This window comes from Kordia sp. (assembly GCF_965283645.1).
Classification (GTDB): domain Bacteria; phylum Bacteroidota; class Bacteroidia; order Flavobacteriales; family Flavobacteriaceae; genus Kordia.
On the sequence record NZ_CBDIPG010000001.1, the window covers coordinates 671,604 to 690,170 of the forward strand.

The 18,567-nt window shown below is 32.0% G+C and carries 10 protein-coding genes and 1 pseudogene; 2 read left to right on the top strand and 9 right to left on the bottom strand.

Annotated features, from left to right (window positions below; genetic code table 11):
- Window positions 1-5: 5 nt before the first annotated feature.
- The 3 genes from ACQ654_RS02695 to ACQ654_RS02705 all read right to left on the bottom strand — a co-directional run bounded on the left by ACQ654_RS02695 (window position 6) and on the right by ACQ654_RS02705 (window position 10,438).
- A complete protein-coding gene (locus ACQ654_RS02695) occupies window positions 6-8,702 on the bottom strand; it encodes an amino acid adenylation domain-containing protein (protein WP_430408773.1) in 8,697 nt (2,898 codons plus the stop codon).
- 17 nt (window positions 8,703-8,719) lie between these two features.
- The gene (locus ACQ654_RS02700) at window positions 8,720-9,244 is read right to left on the bottom strand and encodes a UpxY family transcription antiterminator (protein WP_430408774.1); all 525 of its coding nucleotides are present in this window, start codon (window positions 9,242-9,244) and stop codon (window positions 8,720-8,722) included.
- Between the two features lie 411 nt (window positions 9,245-9,655).
- Window positions 9,656-10,438, bottom strand: coding sequence for a YifB family Mg chelatase-like AAA ATPase (locus ACQ654_RS02705; protein WP_430412994.1), 783 nt, complete (start codon window positions 10,436-10,438; stop codon window positions 9,656-9,658).
- Here ACQ654_RS02705 and ACQ654_RS02710 point away from each other — a divergent pair.
- Window positions 10,415-10,798, top strand: coding sequence for a helix-turn-helix transcriptional regulator (locus tag ACQ654_RS02710; RefSeq protein WP_430408775.1), 384 nt, complete (start codon window positions 10,415-10,417; stop codon window positions 10,796-10,798). The genes ACQ654_RS02705 and ACQ654_RS02710 overlap by 24 nt on opposite strands.
- A 46-nt stretch (window positions 10,799-10,844) precedes the next feature.
- Here ACQ654_RS02710 and ACQ654_RS02715 read toward each other — a convergent pair whose 3' ends face one another.
- The 4 genes and pseudogenes from ACQ654_RS02715 to ACQ654_RS02730 all read right to left on the bottom strand — a co-directional run bounded on the left by ACQ654_RS02715 (window position 10,845) and on the right by ACQ654_RS02730 (window position 15,558).
- On the bottom strand, window positions 10,845-11,921 hold the full coding sequence (locus tag ACQ654_RS02715; RefSeq protein ID WP_430408776.1) for a hypothetical protein: 1,077 nt from the start codon (window positions 11,919-11,921) through the stop codon (window positions 10,845-10,847).
- A 36-nt stretch (window positions 11,922-11,957) separates the two neighbouring features.
- A complete protein-coding gene (locus ACQ654_RS02720) occupies window positions 11,958-12,719 on the bottom strand; it encodes a hypothetical protein (RefSeq protein WP_430408777.1) in 762 nt (253 codons plus the stop codon).
- Window positions 12,720-13,229: 510 nt separating this feature from the next.
- A pseudogene (locus tag ACQ654_RS02725) lies at window positions 13,230-14,072 on the bottom strand (YifB family Mg chelatase-like AAA ATPase); the annotation flags it as partial.
- The gene (locus tag ACQ654_RS02730) at window positions 14,035-15,558 is read right to left on the bottom strand and encodes a recombinase family protein (protein WP_430408778.1); all 1,524 of its coding nucleotides are present in this window, start codon (window positions 15,556-15,558) and stop codon (window positions 14,035-14,037) included. The gene ACQ654_RS02730 and the pseudogene ACQ654_RS02725, both read right to left, overlap by 38 nt.
- A 340-nt stretch (window positions 15,559-15,898) precedes the next feature.
- On the opposite strand from ACQ654_RS02730, the gene ACQ654_RS02735 reads away from it, so the two are divergent.
- Window positions 15,899-17,422 (top strand): PDZ domain-containing protein, encoded by a 1,524-nt coding sequence (locus ACQ654_RS02735; protein WP_430408779.1) that lies wholly within the window; start codon window positions 15,899-15,901, stop codon window positions 17,420-17,422.
- 89 nt (window positions 17,423-17,511) lie between these two features.
- On the opposite strand, the gene ACQ654_RS02740 is transcribed toward ACQ654_RS02735, so the two are convergent.
- Both ACQ654_RS02740 and ACQ654_RS02745 read right to left on the bottom strand, forming a co-directional pair.
- A complete protein-coding gene (locus tag ACQ654_RS02740) occupies window positions 17,512-17,907 on the bottom strand; it encodes a LytTR family transcriptional regulator DNA-binding domain-containing protein (protein ID WP_430408780.1) in 396 nt (131 codons plus the stop codon).
- Window positions 17,894-18,454 carry a hypothetical protein gene (locus ACQ654_RS02745; RefSeq protein WP_430408781.1) on the bottom strand — a complete coding sequence of 187 codons (561 nt, stop codon included), beginning with the start codon at window positions 18,452-18,454 and terminating at the stop codon, window positions 17,894-17,896. Before ACQ654_RS02745 ends, ACQ654_RS02740 begins: the two co-directional genes overlap by 14 nt.
- Between the last annotated feature and the right edge of the window lie 113 nt (window positions 18,455-18,567).

Here is an 18,567-nt window from a genome sequence, read left to right on the forward strand (position 1 = left end):
TGGTATTACAAGATGATTTCATCATAATCTTGATCTACCGCATCATTATTTTGTTGTTGTATTGAGAAATTGAGTATTTCTGCGAGTTCACTTATACGTAGTGTTTCATATAAGTTTCCGATAGATAATACACTATCGTATGTTTTGTTTATGGTATTGATAAGCACAACAGCTTGAAGGCTGTTTCCTCCTAATTCAAAAAAGTTATCTTCCACACCAATAGTCGTTGCTTCGAGTTGCAATACTGTTGCCCAAATAGTTACTAATTCATGTTCCAAATCATTTTTTGGCGCTACATACGGAACCGTTTTAAGGTTTTCTATTCCAGGCGTTGGAAGATTCTTTTTGTCTATTTTTCCAGTTCTTGTCATTGGAAAACGCTCCATAAACATGTATGCCGTTGGAATCATATATTCTGGCAATACATTTTTCAAAGCAGTTTTAATAGCACGTATTGTAGGCTCGTTTGTTGTACAGCAATAAGCCGTTAAAAATTTGTTGTTGTTTATTTCTTTGAGCAATACTACGGCTTCATTTATGGAATCGAGTTGTTCTAATTGATATTCAATCTCAGATAATTCTATGCGCAATCCGTTTAGTTTTATCTGTGTATCTTTTCTTTTGATAAATTCTATTTCGTCTGTTGGCAAACGTCGTCCAATATCGCCCGATTTGTAGATTCTTCCTTCTCCCGTAATTGGATCAGTTGTAAATACTTTTGCGGTTAATTCTTCTCGGTTTAAATATCCTACAGACAAATAATTACTTTTAAAAACAATTTCACCTTCTTGATAAATTCCTTTTTGCTCGTTATTTTCATCTAAAATATACACTTCAGTTTCAGTCACTACTGAACCAACAGGAACGTTACTTTTAGTGATTTCAGAACGATGTGATAAAAATTTTTGTGAAACTATGGTCGATTCGGTCGGACCGTAATCATTTACTAAAAATGCTGTTGTTGCAAAATGTTTTTTGAAATGTTCGAAATCAGATTTGAAAGTTGCTTCACCACCTAAATCAATAATTCGTATGTTTTCAAATACTTGATCAGCGTCCAAACCTCTTATAAAATGTCTGTATATGGTTGGAACCATATGAATGATTGTTATGTTGCGTGCTACAAACCAGTTTGACAAGTTCGTTAATCCGCTTTCGCTGATATCATATAAATGTACCGTTGCACCATTAAGTATAGCTCCATACATATCTTTTACAGAAGCATCAAAAGTATAAGTAGAAAATACACTTAAATGATCTTCTTTTGAGATATGAATTGCGTTGGTATATACACGTATGAAATGCAATACGTTTGTATGAATTTGAACAACTCCTTTTGGATTCCCAGTACTTCCTGAAGTATATAATACATACGCTTCATTTATATATGGAATCTCTAATTCTAAATTTGTTGTGTGCGTCAGTTTTTTGCCTACTTCAATTGTTATAAGTGCTAATGAAGGTATTTCTGTTTGTATTTTTTGCGCTTTGGCTGTTGTTGCCGTATTACAAATTAGAATGTTACATCCAGCATCTTCTAGTATGTATTGTATTCTACTGATTGGGTTGTTTACATCAATAGGAACATACGTACAACCACTTTTTAAGGTTGCTAACATTCCTATCACACATGTTTGATTGTGATCAAGAAGTAATGCAATACGTTGTTGTTTTTTCTGCGTAATCGCTGTAATTTGATGTGCAATATCATTCGCACTTTCATTGAGTTCCGTATATGTTACAGCAGTATCTTTATCGTAAACAGCAATTTTAGTTGGTGTTTGCAGTACTTGTTTTTCAAATCGTGCAGGAATGCTTTGTCTTACTTCTTCAGGTGTAAATGTATCAAATGCATTTGTTGGTTTTTCATCATCTACTTTAAAAACAGGAACTTCAAAAGCTTTTATACTTTTTATTGGTATCATTATTTCCGTCAAAACCTGATCTACAATAGTGATGTATTCTTCTAACCAATACGAAATCGTTTCGCTTTTAAATACATTGCTATCGTACACAAAATTTAATTCAAATCCGTTTACAAACGTCTTTACATAACATTCAAAATCAAATTTTGGTCGTGCTTCTAAGGTTCCGTGAATGAAATCAAAGTTTTCTATTTTTTCGGTTGCACGCGCATCAAAATCTAACATGTTCATAAATACCGAACTTATTGGAAAACGATTGTTCTCTTTTGGTATGTTTAGCTGTTCAAGTAATTGCTCAAACGGATAGTTCTGATTTGCCAATCCGTTGCGTAATGTTTGATCTACTTGTTGCAAAAAGCCTTCAAAAGTTTGTGTTTCATCAAGCGTATCACGTAGCATTATGGTGTTTAGAAAACAACCAACCATGTCTTTTAATTGATCGTGATTTCTGTTTGCTACAGGAATTCCTAAAATGATATCTTTTTCAGAAGTTAATCTGTTTAAAAGTATTTTTAGTGATGCTACAAATATTGAAAATACACTTACTTTCTTTTCTTTAGAAATAGCAATTATTTGTTGCTTTACATCTTCTTTTAAGAAAATTGTTTGATACGCTGACGTATTTATTGTTGCTTTTACTTTCCTTGTAAAATCGGCAGGTAACTGTAAATATGGCAATTCTCCTTCCAATTTAGATTCCCAATACAAGCTTTCTGAATTCCAATGTGTTGTATTGTAATCTTGATGTTGCCAATACGTATAATCTTTGTATTGAGCTCTTAATTCTGGCAGATTTACAGCTCTGTTTTCAACTTTCGCCGTATATATTTCTACTAAATCTCTTGATATAATATTTAATGACCAACCATCACTTAAAATGTGATGAATGTTAAAAAATAAAGTCGTTCCGTCTGTCGTTTCTGCCAAAGCAACTTTGAATAATGGATATGAATCCAATTCAAATTCGTAATCAAAAGTAGTACGTTCTGCTACTTCTAAACGCTCTTTTTCATAGTATGGAATTACAATTGTTGCATGCGGAAGTACTTTTTGTTTTGGTTCGCCTTCGTTTTCTACAAATATGGTTCGTATAATTTCGTGTCTGACGAGTAAATCATTGAATGCCGATTGAAATATTTCCACATTCAAATCTTTTGGCAAATCTAGTTTGCTATAAATATTGAATTCTTTTGATTTTCCTTGAATTTTATGCAGTAACCAAAAACGAGTTTGTGATGGTGATACTTCATAGAATTCTTGCGGAAGCACCTTTTTAATTCTGTGATAACCTGTTTTATTGCCAATCATCAACAATCGTGCATGATGCTTTAATGTTGTATTGGCATATATTTCTTTTAAATCTACGCGTGTTTTGAATTCTTTTTGGTAAGCATTAATCAAGCGTGTTAATAGCAAGCTATGTCCGCCAAGCTCAAAGAAATCATCTAAAATTCCGATGCGTTCTTGCTGTAATAATTCTTTCCAAATAGCAACTACTTTTTCTTCTGTTTCGTTTGTAGGTGCTATAAAATCTTGTGTTGTTACAATAGAAGCTTCAACTTCAGGAAGCATTTTTCTATCTATTTTACCATTTGCAGTTAATGGCATTGTTTCCAGTTCCGTATAATACCTTGGAACCATATAGTGTGGCAATCGTTGTTTTAGAAAACTTCGCAATTCATTTGTATCGACAGCAACAGAAGTTGTATAGTAAGCAACCAAAGTAGCTTCTCCTTTTACTATTTTTACAAGAACTAACGTTTGTTTTATTTGTGTTGAATAGTTTGTAATTGCAAGTTGTATTTCTTCTAGCTCTATACGATGTCCTCGTATTTTTACTTGATAATCTTCACGTCCAATATAATCTAAGGTTCCATTTGGAAGCCATCTTACCAAATCTCCTGTATCATACATTACAGTGTTTTCTTGGAAAGGATTTGCAATGAATTTTTCAGAAGTTAATGACGGTTTGTTTAGATATCCTTTCGCGATACCTGTTCCCGAAAGGTATAGTTTACCTACAACTCCAACTGGCAACGGCACTAATTTTTCATTAAGAACATACGCTTTTGTATTGCGTATTGGTTTTCCAATTGGAACGTTATTTGTTGCAGTTTTCGATAATTTATGAAACGTACTATAGGTAGTATCTTCCGATGGTCCGTATAAATTTCGAACTTCTGCAGGATGTTTTGCTAATGCATTCGCGATAACTACAGGAAATGCTTCTCCTGCAAGATTTATGACAGTTACATTGCTTAAATCTGCATCAGATTCCAACATATTTTGCATTGCAGAAGGAACCGTGTTTAGTAAAATATTTTTGTAAGTACCTAAATATTGATCTGCTTCTAAAATATTTTTTAAGAGTTTTATTGTTTTACCAACTGATAAGGTGTAAAACATTTCAAAGACTGATAAATCAAAACAATGTGATGTTGCCGCAAATACAATATCAAATGTTGTCGTATCAAACTCTTCTTTTGACCAAGATACAAGTGCAGCTACATTTTGATGCGTAATCATCACTCCTTTAGGTTTTCCTGTACTTCCAGAAGTGTAAATAATATAAGCGACAGTAGCTAGCGAAATAGAAATTTCTAATGATGTTGTTTTATAATTTGCTTGCACTGCTTTGAATGTCGCCAACTCTTTTTCATCAATAATTAATTTTGATTGACTATCATTCTCAATATATTCAATTCGTTCCTTTGGATACTCAACATCTATGGGAACATACGTTGCTCCTACTTTTAAGATTGCCAATAAACTGATGAGCAACCACTCATCTCTTTCTAATTTTACCGCTACAAAATCTGTCGCCGCAATTGCATGATTTTCTATTAAATAGTGTGCAAGCTGATTTGAAACAGCATCTAATTCACTATATGACAGCGTTTTGTCATTAACTAGCAAAGCCGTATGATTTGGTGTTTGTAAAACTTGCGCTTGAAATAAATCAACGATTGTTTGTGAACTAACAGTATTGTTTTCGACAGCATCACTAGAAATTCCTAGTTCTCTTTTTTCAGCATCTGTTAACAATGTGATCTCATCTAATTCAATTGCATGATTTTCAACAACTTGATCAAATATATTTTCCAAGTGTACAAAACTATTTTGAATAAAATGCTCATCATAAATAGCTGTATTGTATTCTATATATAGTGAAATTTCATCAGTAGCTACAAACGTAAATGTGATATCGAATTGAGAAGTATTTCGCTGAATATCAAATGATTCAACTTGTAAATCTGTAAATTCTTTTCTATTGGTAAAGTTTAATAATTGCTGTTGATTTTGCAATACAACCATAACATCAAATAATGGCGATCTTGATGTATCTCTTTTTATATTCAGTTTTTCTACCAAAGCATCAAAAGGATATTGTTGGTGTGTGTATGCTTGCAACAATTGTTCTTTTTCACGTTGTAATAAGCTTGAAAAACGTTCTTTTTCTTGAATGCGTGTGCGTATTGGTAATGTATTTAAATAGAGTCCAATTTGATGTTCAAAATCAGGATGTTCACGTCCTGCAATTGGCGTTCCGATTGTAATATCGTCCTGATTGCTGTATCTGTATAGTAACGTTTTTATACTTGATAATAAGGTCGTAAATAACGTTACTTGCTGTTCCTTTGAAAAGGCTTTTAGTGTATCTGTTATTTTTGATGAATAGGTATATTTTAGTTGCTTGCCCGAAAATGTTTTTACTACAGGTCTCTTTTTAAAACTTGGCAATTGTAATACCGATCGTTCTCCTTGAAATTGTTGTTCCCAATATACTGCCGCTTCTTTTGATACGTTCGTTTTGTTTTCAGTAGCCAACCAAGCCGCATAGTCTTTAAATTGTATTGGTAATACTGGTAAATCAATACGATTTTCCGTTTGTAATTGCGTATATGCTTGTAAAACTTCAGAAGTTAAAATTTCTAACGACCAACCATCACCAATAATGTGATGCATTGAAATGTATAATATATAGTCTTGAGTTCCTAATTGGAGTAATTCGCAATGAAATAAAGCCGTTTTAGACAACTCATATTCAACATCAATTTCCGTAGCTATGTAATTTTGAACAGCTTCAACTGAATTTGAAATATTCGTAAAATCTTTCGCTTTGATCTCAAATTGAAAAGCTTCGCTTGGTATGATGTGTTGTTGTAAGATTCCTTCATCATTCAAACTAAAAGTAGTTCTTAAAATCTCGTGTCTTGTTACAACTTCTACTATTGCTTTTTCTAATAATTTTATATCAATAACCGATTGAAAACGCAATGCTCCTGACATTTCATAGGCTTTTGATCCGCCTTCTAACTGACTCAACATCCATAAACGCGATTGCGCCGCAGTAGCTGGATATGATGCTGATTCAGACACTTTCTCAAGAGTAACATATTGTTTTTCTACCAATTGCTCACTTAAGCTTGTAATTGTTGGATTTGCATAAAATGTTTTAATCGTTATGCCTTTCCCCATTTGCTTGTAAACCTTGTTGATAATTTGAGCCATCATTAAACTATGACCGCCTAAAGCAAAGAAATCATCGTGTATTCCTATAGGTGAAGTTCCCAAAACTTCTTCCCAAATATCTACTAATTGTTGCTCAATTTCGTTTCTTGGAGCTTCGTAAACGTTGCGTACAACATCATTTATATCAATTGCTGGTAATGCGTCACGATTTACTTTTCCATTTGGTGTTAATGGTATTGTTTTTACTGCTACAAAATGACTTGGAATCATATATGACGGTAGTTTGCCTGCCAAATATGTTCTGAGTGAAGAAACATCTACAGGATTGTTTCCTACATAATATGCGACTAATATTTCTTCATTTTTTACTGCAACAACGACTTGCTGAATTGCATTGTTGAATGTTGCAATAGTATTTTCAATTTCTTCAAGTTCTATACGATATCCTCGCAATTTTACTTGTTGATCTTTTCGCCCAAAAAATTCGATCGTTCCATCTGGTAGCCAACGCACAACATCACCAGTATCATACATTTTAGCACCAACTATATATGGATTTTCTATAAATTTTTCTGCTGTTAATTCTGGACGATTTAAGTATCCTTTTGCGACACCTTTTCCAGAAAGATATAATTTTCCTTTAACGCCGATTGGCACTAATTCTAGGTTTTCATCTAAAATATAAGCTTGTGTATTGGCAATAGGTTTCCCAATAGGAATTGTTTTGTATGCTTTGTTTGTAATTTTATAATATGTGCTATACGTTGTATCTTCAGAAGGTCCATACAAGTTTCGTACTTCTATGTTTGTTTCAGAAAGTATAGTTGCAATAGCTACAGGAAACGGTTCTCCTGCCAAATTGATTACGGTAACAGTCTCCAAACTGTATCCGCTTTCGATAATATTTCGCATTGCAGACGGAACTGTATTTAACAATATATTTTTGTCATGTTTTAGTTCTGCGCCTATCGCAAGTGCATTTTTTAACAACTTTATTTTCTTTCCTATTGCTAGTGGATAAAATAATTCAAATACCGATAAATCAAAACAATGAGAAGTTGCCGCGTAAACAATATCAAAAGAATCTGGATTAAATTCTACTGTTGCCCATTGTATCATTGCAACTGCATTTTCATGTGTAATCAATACACCTTTTGGATTGCCTGTAGTTCCAGAAGTATAAATTACATAAGCAACATCATTTTTGCTTGTGTTTCGAGTTATATTTTGCGTCGAATAGTTCGTTTTAGTTGTCTCAAAAGCTAGTATTTTTTCTTCATCAATAACTAAAGTACACTTGCTATCATTTTCAATATATTGAATCCTTTTTTCTGGATATTCAACATCAATAGGAACATAAGTCGCTCCAAGTTTTAATACTGCTAATATGGTGCAAACCAAATATTCATTACGCGCTAATTTTACTCCAATAAAATCATTCGCTTTTACAGCATAATTCGTTTTGATATAGTTTGCTAACTGATTCGATTGCTCATTCAGAATGCTATAACTAAGTGACCTATTACCAACAAGTAACGCTATATCATTAGGAGTTTTAACAACTTGATTCTCAAACAAATCTAGTAAACTCAGTTCTTCATTATATGTAAGTTTTGTATCATTAAATAACGATACAATTTGTACTTTTTCGTTTTCAAGAAGAATTGGAATTTTAGAAATTTCTTTTGTCAAATATGTTGCTAACTGTTGTAACCAATGTGTATAGATTTCTAAAAATTGGCGAGCGATTTCCGTTGCTACAAATTCTTGAGAAAACCGTATCGAAAAATCAAATCCTGTCGCCGTTTTATCGATGTATAAACCAAATGGCATTTCATTGCTACCAATATCTTCATTTTGATTATAAAAAATCCCGAATGGTGTATAATTTGTTGTGAATAATTCTTCTAAATGTTCTTTGTGCAGGAATGAATTTGGCAACGTATATTTATATACATCCTGTACTTCTGTTTTTATTTCTTGAAGATATTCCTTCACAGATTTCTCTGATATCGAAGGTGCTAAATAGTGTGTTTTACAATTAGTGTTTGCCTTCGTCTTAGAGCATATAAAATCGCATTTCTCAAAATACCTTTTAGAAAGTATTCCAAAAACTGTAATGAAAACAGTAAACTCTACAAGTTTATTTCCTGAAGATATTTTAGAAAAATATTCTAAATTACCGTTCTGTATGGAAATTGTTTGTGTAGCAAAAGAAGCAAAATATTTACTATCGTAAACTTCTTGTTCTTTCAGTTTAATTTTCCAATAATTAATACTGATTTTTTCCTCTATAGTAATCACTCTGAATATGTTATAAATTAAACAGCACGTTCAATTTCTTGAAGATAATTAGCAGGAATAGTAGCTGTAATATTCTGTTGTAAAGAATCGATTCTTACTACTATTTTATTTTCATTATTTACTTTCAAAATTTCACATACCAATCCTTCAAGAGGACCGTATGTGATTTCTTTAAGTTCTCCTTTTTTGGGAAGTTGAGCATTTACATTTATTTCTGTAATCTCATCTTCCTGCACTAAAAATTTGATATTGTTGATTTCTTTATCTGTAACTTTGGCATACTCTTTACCAAAACGAATATACGCGCACGCTCCGCTTACAGAAAGCGCTTTATGAAAATCTAAAGAAGACGTTAGATTAACAAAAACGTATGAAGGAAATAAGGGTTGGTATATAATTTTCTTTCGATCACTCCACTTCTTTACCGTTTTCATTAACGGAAGAAAAGCATCTAGAGAGAGCTCTAAAAGTAAATCGTAAACTTTTTTTTCATGACGAGATTTGACATATAATACATGCCATCCGTTATATAAATGATTCATTAAATGTTATTTAAATTAAATTAAATAACAACACAGCTTCGCTTCCCTCAGTCACATGAGGATACTTTTATTCGAAAAATGGGTGGGGAATTAACTAATTTTGAGTAAAAACTATTGTTCTCGTGAGGATGAACCATACTATTTAAATACAATAGCAAACAACACTATTGTTTTTACTCTTTACAATGATAATATTTTTTTTTGAGTTCACAATAATAACTTATTATATTTTTTAACATATTTATAACAGTCTAACAGTCAAATGCATAAAAAAATATTTATACACAAACAAAGTAAATAACGCTCACAATAGTAAGTATTATTAATTTGGATTAGAAAGCAAAATACTACAAAATAAATTTCAAAATGTTGATTTGTAAAAATCGGTCGTTTTTAACAGATTTATTTACATTATCCTAACCAACCTTCACGATCCAAACTTCTATATTGAATAGCTTCTGCAATATGATTTGGTAGTATGTCTTTTTGTTTACTTAAATCAGCAATTGTTCGTGCTACTTTTAGGATTCTATCATACGCTCTTGCGGATAAACTCAACCGTTCCATCGCTTTTTTGAGAAGATTCAACGCTTCTTGATCTAATTTGCAATACAACCGAATTTGTTTGGTATTCATTTGCGCATTGTAATGTAATATTTCGGATTCTTTAAAGCGTTCCGTTTGAATTTCTCTAGCTTTGATGACACGTTCGCGAATAACCTCACTCGCTTCACCTTTTCGTTCTTCGGATAATTTTTCAAAAGGAACTGGTGTGACTTCGATGTGAATGTCTATTCGATCTAATAACGGACCTGAAATTTTTCCCATATACCGTTGCATTTCCATCGGTGAAGATGACATTGGTGAGTTTGGATCATTGAAAAAACCACTTGGACTCGGATTCATACTCGCTACCAACATAAAACTACTTGGATACGTTATGGTAAATCGTGCTCTGGAAATCGTGACTTCTCTATCTTCTAGCGGTTGTCGCATGACTTCTAAGACGCTTCGCTTGAATTCGGGTAATTCATCCAAAAATAATACACCATTATGTGCCAACGAGATTTCTCCTGGTTGCGGATAGCTACCGCCGCCAACTAATGCAACGTCTGAAGTGGTACGTTGCCCATTTGTAACATCAAACTGAAAGTTCAAAAACCCAGTTATTTGCCACTTCCCGATGAAAACGATAAAAGTCTCGGTGCAGAACTGAAACGCCGTCGTTTAGCCCTAGAATGGACACAGCAGGAAACGGCAAACCACTTTGGAGTACTTAAAGACTCCTACCAAAACTGGGAGTGGAATCAATATATCCCTCATATACGGAATCGAAAAAAAGTAGTTGAGTTTTTGGGATATAACTATTGGGATGATGGTTCTGATTCGTTGGCTAATAAGTGCTTGTTGTATAGGATTGAGCATGGATTAACCATAAGCGAATTAGCGGATTTAATAGGTGTTAGCTGTGGAATCATTAAAAGGATGGAAAACGCAGAAGAAAATGTTTCATTAGAAATTGAAAGTCTATTTTCTAAATTAACATTGTCATGATAGATTAAATATATTTTATTTTTACGGATGTTAATTTAAAAATCAGTCATCTCTTTCTTTTGATTTCTCTGAAAATAAACACAATCACTATGATAGCCAATAAAAAAAATAAGAAAGTATTTATCTTTGAACCATTTGAAGAATTTTCACTGTTTTTATTTATTAAATTTGGTTCATCTTTATATTTCGTTGATGACTCATCAGAAGTTGGTTTTTGCTTTTCTTTATCGTAGGTATTCTTGTTTTTCATCAAACTGGCGACTTCAAGAAATATCCTTTCATTTAAAATTTCTTTAAAACCATCTTCTTTAAAGGAAATTACATCATACAATATATATTCATTATCTTTAGTATTACCACTATCGATAACATTAAAAAAATTATTGTAATAAATTTTGTCATTTGAATATGTACGATGATCCAAATACATAATTTTAAGTTGATTACCTTGTTTAATTATAAATATTGGATTCCAAAATCCATCATTCTCAAGGATGTTTAATATATATATGTCAGAAGAAGAAATAGGTGACTTTTTTAATACTATTCTATGTTCCCTATTATTATATTTTTGTACTCCAAAAAACTTTAGTTTATTTTCATCAATATTAATTTCACAAAGTAGTTTTTTATCTGTTACGAAAGCATCATTTAATTTAGTTACTTTCCTACTCCATGATAATTCTCCATTATTAAAGCGTGTGTTTAATTTTTCTAATTCTTTTGTTTCGGTAAAAAGGGTTGGGCTTATATCTTTTTTACTTTTGAGATCATTTAATTTTCGTATTAATGAATCATTTTTGAAAAAAAGATAATCACCAACTATAGAATAATATTTATTATTTTGAAGATTTGATTTTGTAAATTCTGAGTATATTTCCACTTGACAAATATTACTGAAATTTGGTTTATTAAAATTTATCATAGTTTTACCAAATTCAATCTTATCAAAATCAATATCAAAGGCACTCTTAAGGTATCCTAGTTCATAAGTTCCATTAAAAAATTCAGGTAATATTCTTATAATTGGAGACTTTTTTTGAGGTATAGCTGTTTCTGTATAAAATACTACACAACTAGAGAAACAAAATATAAAAAAAACTATAAGAGTATATTTTTTCATAATGGATTGCTTTTATTGTTTATCTATTACAAGATATTAATTCGGAAATGTTAATATTTCATAGATAAAAATAGTTGGTCTTATTTCAAAAAGATAATCATACCCAGTTCCTTGATAATCTCTAGTTAGGGGATATCCTTGATTATTATATGTATATAAATATGTATCCATAACATTTAAATCGTTGGTATTGTATACTAGAACATTATTACTCCCAACAAATAGAGCTGTAAATAATACTTCTCTAGCCAAATTAATCTTAAGATATTCTTCAGTGTAAACTAATAACAATGGATTGTTTTTATCATCATAACTAGCGCTGTAATTCCAACATCCTTCTTGAAAGATACTATTTCCGTTACTTTCAAAAGTTATTGTATTAGTTGAGCAAATGGGAGTATTATTTAAAAATTGAGTATACTGAGTAACCTGATTAGAAGAATTATACTGAAATTCGTATGAAAAACCAGTTATTCCTTGGACTGGAGTAGCTGAAGATATAAGGCCATTTACATATTCAAAGTTAAAAGTACCATCAGAGATCAATTGTCCATTATTATCATAAGTAAATTCATATTCGACGACGGTATTATTATCAAAGAAAAAAGATTTCTGATTTAATGTCTGATCGTCATTATATTCATATGTTATGTATTGATCAACATTTCCACTCGAATCTAAGAAGTCCACTCTTACTAACTTTAACACTTCTTGTGTAGTTTCAGTGACTAAATTATTTTCGTCAGAAGAACAAGAAAATATAGTCAAGACTAATACTATAAGAAAAATAGATTTCATTTTCATTATCTTAATAAGTTATTTATTTAGATAAAAATAAGAATATTAAACTAATTATTACACATTAAACCTAAAAAAATATACTAAATAGACTACAAATAAGTGATATTATAACAAAATTTAAAAAGTGTTTAAAATATATAAGTTTATTCTTTTCAAAATAGCTTAAATGAACGATTTAATAGAAGTTATTGAGAAGCCATACTTAACGCATATCTGTTTGAATCACTAACACAAGTTAGCCTATTAACCCAATAATAGATGGAACATTATAACCCCAAAAGACCGCATGAGGGACTATTAAACCTAACTCCAATACAATTTTTATAACGTCATGAAAAGCTAGCTTTTCCATGAAAGAAAATCATAACTTTGTAAAAATTACATCGTAGCTAACATTGGGGACTTACACTTATAATTGAATATAACTCTGCAAAATGGTTCAACCCAATCATTGAATCATGTAAATTATTAATAAAGTAGTTCGACCTATCAGATAATAAGTCAACTTCATCCCAACCAACCTTCCCGATCCAAACTTCGATATTGAATAGCTTCTGCAACGTGATTGGGTACAATATCGTTTTGTGCTTCTAAATCAGCAATAGTTCTCGCTACTTTTAAGATTCTGTCATACGCTCTTGCGGATAAACTCAACCGTTCCATCGCTTTTTTGAGAAGATTCAACGCTTCTTGATCTAATTTGCAATACAACCGAATTTGTTTGGTATTCATTTGCGCATTGTAATGTAATATTTCGGATTCTTTAAAGCGTTCCGTTTGAATTTCTCTAGCTTTGATGACACGTTCGCGAATAATCTCACTCGCTTCACCTTTTCGTTCTTCGGATAATTTTTCAAAAGGAACTGGTGTGACTTCGATGTGAATGTCTATTCGATCTAATAACGGACCTGAAATTTTTCCCATATACCGTTGCATTTCCATCGGTGAAGATGACATTGGCGAGTTTGGATCATTGAAAAAACCACTTGGACTCGGATTCATACTCGCTACCAACATAAAACTACTTGGATACGTAATCGTAAATCGTGCCCTAGAAATCGTGACTTCTCTGTCTTCTAATGGTTGTCGCATGACTTCTAAGACGCTTCGCTTGAATTCGGGTAATTCATCCAAAAATAATACACCATTATGTGCCAACGAGATTTCTCCTGGTTGCGGATAGCTACCGCCGCCAACTAATGCAACGTCTGAAATTGTGTGATGTGGGTTTCGAAAAGGTCGTTCGGCAATTAAACCCGATTTGTCTTTTACATTCCCAACTACAGAGTGAATTTTAGTCGTTTCCAACGCTTCATGTAATGTCAACGGTGGAAGAATTGATGGCAATGGGTTTGTGACCCATTTTTTCCGAATTAGAAAAATGCCTCTTCTGAGGAAGAAGGCTCTTTAGATTGAAGTCAATCGTATCGCTACCAATGATAACAGACTCAATAACTTCTTCTACCAATTCACGCTTCTTATCTCGTGTATAGGTATCCCAATTATCAAAGATGTACTTTGATTCAGTAATGTAGTAATCAGCAGATTTCTTTTCTATTTTGAGACTTTCTAATTCACGTTCTAAGATATTGAGTTGTGCTTGCAATTGTTGAGATCGTTCAAATGGTTCTTGATGATATTGTGAAAATGCTTCGGTTGGTATTTGTTTTTGTTGATGTAGGTGGATAATGTTTTTAAGTTCTTCTTCTACTTTAGATAATTCAATTTTCACAAGATCATATTCTGACTTTTTTTCATCATACTTTCCGTTTGCTTGGTTAAAGTATGATGTTAGTTGTTCGGTATCTCCAAAGAAATTATCAAGGCGACTTTTAAATGCTTCTTCTAAATCGTCTCTACGTATCTTGTTGGTGCATTCTTTACTGACGCATTTATAGTGTGTCATACGCGAACGAACATTCATACGACTATCACAACATCCACAATGTATATAATTGGTAAAAATATGAACTTTACGATTTGGTACTGGCTTCCTATTTTTATCATATTCATCTATAAGATCATATACTTCTTGCCACATTTCAGGGCTGACAATTTGAGGGCAATCATGGAAGAACCATTCATTTTTTGGTTTGGTACGTGATGTTTGATTTCCTTTAAGTTCTTGCGAATAGTTGGTTCTGCGCTTTCCTTTACTAATAGGGTCTTTGAGCCAACGCTTAATTGTTGATGAATGAAATGGTTTTCCTTTTCTTGATCGGAATCCTTTTTCTTCGAGTTCTCGTGATACGGCTTTAAAACGCTTGTGTTTAAGATAGAGTTCATACATCATCGCACGGATCTTTGATTCTTCAGGATGAAGTTCAAGTTTATCTTCATTCCATTTAAAACCATACTGTGCTACACCTCCTAATTTCTTTCCCTCCTGCGCCATAATTTTCATTGAGTTTTTAACCCGTGACGCAATTTCAGATCGCTCAAATTCTGCGAATGCACCAATCATAGTAAAGAGCATTTTTCCTGCGGGCTGCGAACTATCTATATTCTCGTGGATGGAAATTAAATCTGCATTATTAGCGTTAAATACTTCTGCAATTTCAAGAAGGTGTCGTGTCTTACGGGTTAAGCGTGAAAGCTTAGAAAATATTAAACCACTTATCTTCTTTGAACGTATGTCTGAAAGCATTCTTTGGCATTCAGGATGCTCCATAACATTTGCTCCCGATACACCTGCCAAATCGTACACCGTGACTACATCATATTTTTTTAGCTTTGCGTACATCTGTGCATCTTTGAGATGATTCTCTGGAGACTGTCCTTGTGCTTGCATTTGAGTACTTACCCTAATCCATATTGCTACCTTTTTTTTCTTCATAACTATCTTACTTTAAGCGTGTTATAAAGTTACGGATTAAAGGTCACAAAAGGAAGGGTTTTGCGACTTTATTACCGAAACTTTAAATAAGAAACCTACTCTCTAAATGACTAAATATAAGAATGTCAAAGAGTCTAATTTATAGCATTTATTAGATATATTATAAAATAAAATTTAACAAATTACGGAATACCGTAAAGAAATGAGTTTTATAATATTTATTATTGTTTAGTTACAAAAGATATAAAAAAAACAAAAAAAATAGACTTACTAATAGAAAATACAGACCTTATTAAATTTTTTTCACAATAAGTTATTAATATTTAAACTTAAATACCAAATGAGAAAAAAACAGCTTCTTCCCACAGTTCTAATTAAGATAAAAATCATCTTCATTATTTTACTTTTATTTTCACATACTGTATATGGTCAATCAAATAAAGAAGAAGCAAGAGGTTTTATTGGCTCAATCGCTTCCTTGGTGTATGGCTTTGCATGGCCTACAGCTACATTTGAACGTTGGGATATAAATGACGTATCGCGTTTAAGTAATGGGCTTGATTTAAAAGTTAAGTTTACAGGAAAAAGTATTTTAGGACATAAACTTTGGGTTGTCATGAAATTTGAATTTAGAAATGGAAGTTTCCATGATATAAAAGTTTCTAATCATAATGCCGTTTTTGTTGAACCTTTTGCTCTTACGGGTGCGCTTACTGAACTTATGGCTGATTTACTTTCTGAAAATTCATCTAGTAGCTCTTATTCAAATAATTCTTATACGAATACTGAAAAGGAAGTTTTACCCTACTATTCTACACGTAACATAAAATTTAAAAATAATTGTGGCTATTCTGTTAAAGTGTGGATACGTTATCAAAATGAATACGGTAATTGGGTTACCGATGGTGTTTGGGATATTGATGGCAACAAAAGCTTTTTTCTTAGTAATGAGAATTCCAAAAATATAAAACTATCTAGTTCTGTTTTTTACTACTTCGCAGAAATACCCGATAGAAATTATAGTTGGCATGGAGATTATTCAAATTATTTTGGTGATGATAGGCTTGCCATGCGGAAACAAATACTTTCAAAGGATACTGATGGAAACTACTTCATTAATATAAATTGTAACAATCTTAGTGTTGAATTACCTAATAATGAAATTACTAATAAACCATTAATTATTGGTATTCTTGGAAGAAATAAAGAGAATTCTAATGGTTTTACCAATGTAGTAGAAGTCACAGATGTCATGAATGGTTTGCCTGCTTTTAAGTCTGGAATACAAAGAGGAGATATTATTACTCATGTAAATAATAAAAATGTTATTAACTTGAAAAATCTGCAAGATTTAGTAAAGAGTCATTACAATAAAAGTATGGAAATTAGTTTAGTTAGAAACAGTAATTTTCACAAAGTAAATCTAACTCCTGAATTTTATCCTCAGCGAAATCCCATAGATAGCAAAAAATGTAGAAAAGAAGGTAATCCTAATGATTATTACTTAGGAGCGGTTGCAGTCCCATTTACTAAATATGGTGTGTATGTTGTTCCTAGATACCCAAATACCATAGGAAGACTATTTGACACTAATGAACTCGATATATATATTTTACATAAAGATTCATCTACAGTTCATATTTACCATGGAAAACCAATAAGAAATGATATTATTGAGTTTACGTATATCGATAGAGATCGTGCCTTAATTGCTAAACTAGATTCAGGTGAATATTTAGATTTAGGAGTAAGAATTCAATGCCTTATCCAACCATGGGTTATAAAGGCAAGTAAAGTTAAATTAATCAGAACTAAAAACAGTGAAGAAATATCTTCTTATACAATACCGCTTAAAAAAGATTAAGAATGTATTTTTGAATTAAAATTATTGTCAAAAAAAGTAAATCCACTTAAAGAAGCGGATTTACTGGTAATTTAAGAAATTTACAACTTTTAGAAACCTACGTATTTTTTGATAGCTTCTCGATACGGTTGTGTGATATACAAAGGCTCGTCTAGATACTTTGAAAAAATGTAGTTCAACCCGAGCGTGGCTGTGAAATATCTGATGTTTATCTTGATTTTTTTGCTTGTCGCAACCAAATTGATTCCAAGCTCTTTCTCTAATGTTGCCATTGATCCGCTAAAAAAATATTCGTCCAAGTTTTTTAAAACAATCTTAGTGTAGTTCTTTTCACTACTACTTGAAATATAGAGGATTGAATTAATCTTAATTCTGTAACGATTTGCTGATACAACCTTTTTTCGGTCAACCAAATTAATATGCGTATGTGTACTCTTATTCCACGTCCGCAACAGCCAAATATGCTTCTTCCTATTCTTTTTCATGTGATGTGGCGTTGGGTGAATTTACTTTCTTCTTAATGTATCGTTTACATTTATTAATATATTTGATACATGTATACCAATTGTTCGATCTGTCATTAACCATAAAGTGCGATACCTTATGAATAAGATAATCTTGTCCCGCAACGAGCATAAAGTACCATACATCAAAATCAGGTACAGCCGCAAACGCTGCTGCAACTAATAATACAAATGAAAATAGAAGTAAGCTTGGAAACTTTTTACAGAATTGTAACAGTACTCTATATGTAAGGCGATTGTAGTTAAAGACATTTGTTTTGCTATCATGGACAACGGTGATAATATCTCCAAATCCTATGATATTGGTAATGTCTACATGTACTAACAGAGTGAATACATCACACCATTCGTTTACTAAACAATATACTTTGTATCCATGTAGGAGTCTAAAGCCTACAAGTAATATTACTAAAACTAGAAATACGGTTTTTACGGAAAACTTCGGAGTTTTTACCGAAGATAATATGCCACGTATTGAAGCATATCCTTTTGAAGTAATGTTCTTCATGGTATTCAATTTTTATATAATTCGTTAGATGACGAATCGAAATTGAATTGTTAAGAGAAGATTTTACCAAGCAAATTTTGGAACAACTTTTGTTACTATACAAACGTATTTGC

What these genes read in the sequence shown, in the direction of transcription:
- ACQ654_RS02700 (WP_430408774.1), bottom strand. Translation starts at nt 9,244, where the DNA reads ATGAATCATTTATATAACGGATGGCATGTATTATATGTCAAATCTCGT.
- ACQ654_RS02715 (WP_430408776.1), bottom strand. Translation starts at nt 11,921, where the DNA reads ATGAAAAAATATACTCTTATAGTTTTTTTTATATTTTGTTTCTCTAGT.
- ACQ654_RS02720 (WP_430408777.1), bottom strand. Translation starts at nt 12,719, where the DNA reads ATGAAATCTATTTTTCTTATAGTATTAGTCTTGACTATATTTTCTTGT.
- ACQ654_RS02730 (WP_430408778.1), bottom strand. Translation starts at nt 15,558, where the DNA reads ATGAAGAAAAAAAAGGTAGCAATATGGATTAGGGTAAGTACTCAAATG.
- ACQ654_RS02735 (WP_430408779.1), top strand. Translation starts at nt 15,899, where the DNA reads ATGAGAAAAAAACAGCTTCTTCCCACAGTTCTAATTAAGATAAAAATC.
- ACQ654_RS02740 (WP_430408780.1), bottom strand. Translation starts at nt 17,907, where the DNA reads ATGAAAAAGAATAGGAAGAAGCATATTTGGCTGTTGCGGACGTGGAAT.
- ACQ654_RS02745 (WP_430408781.1), bottom strand. Translation starts at nt 18,454, where the DNA reads ATGAAGAACATTACTTCAAAAGGATATGCTTCAATACGTGGCATATTA.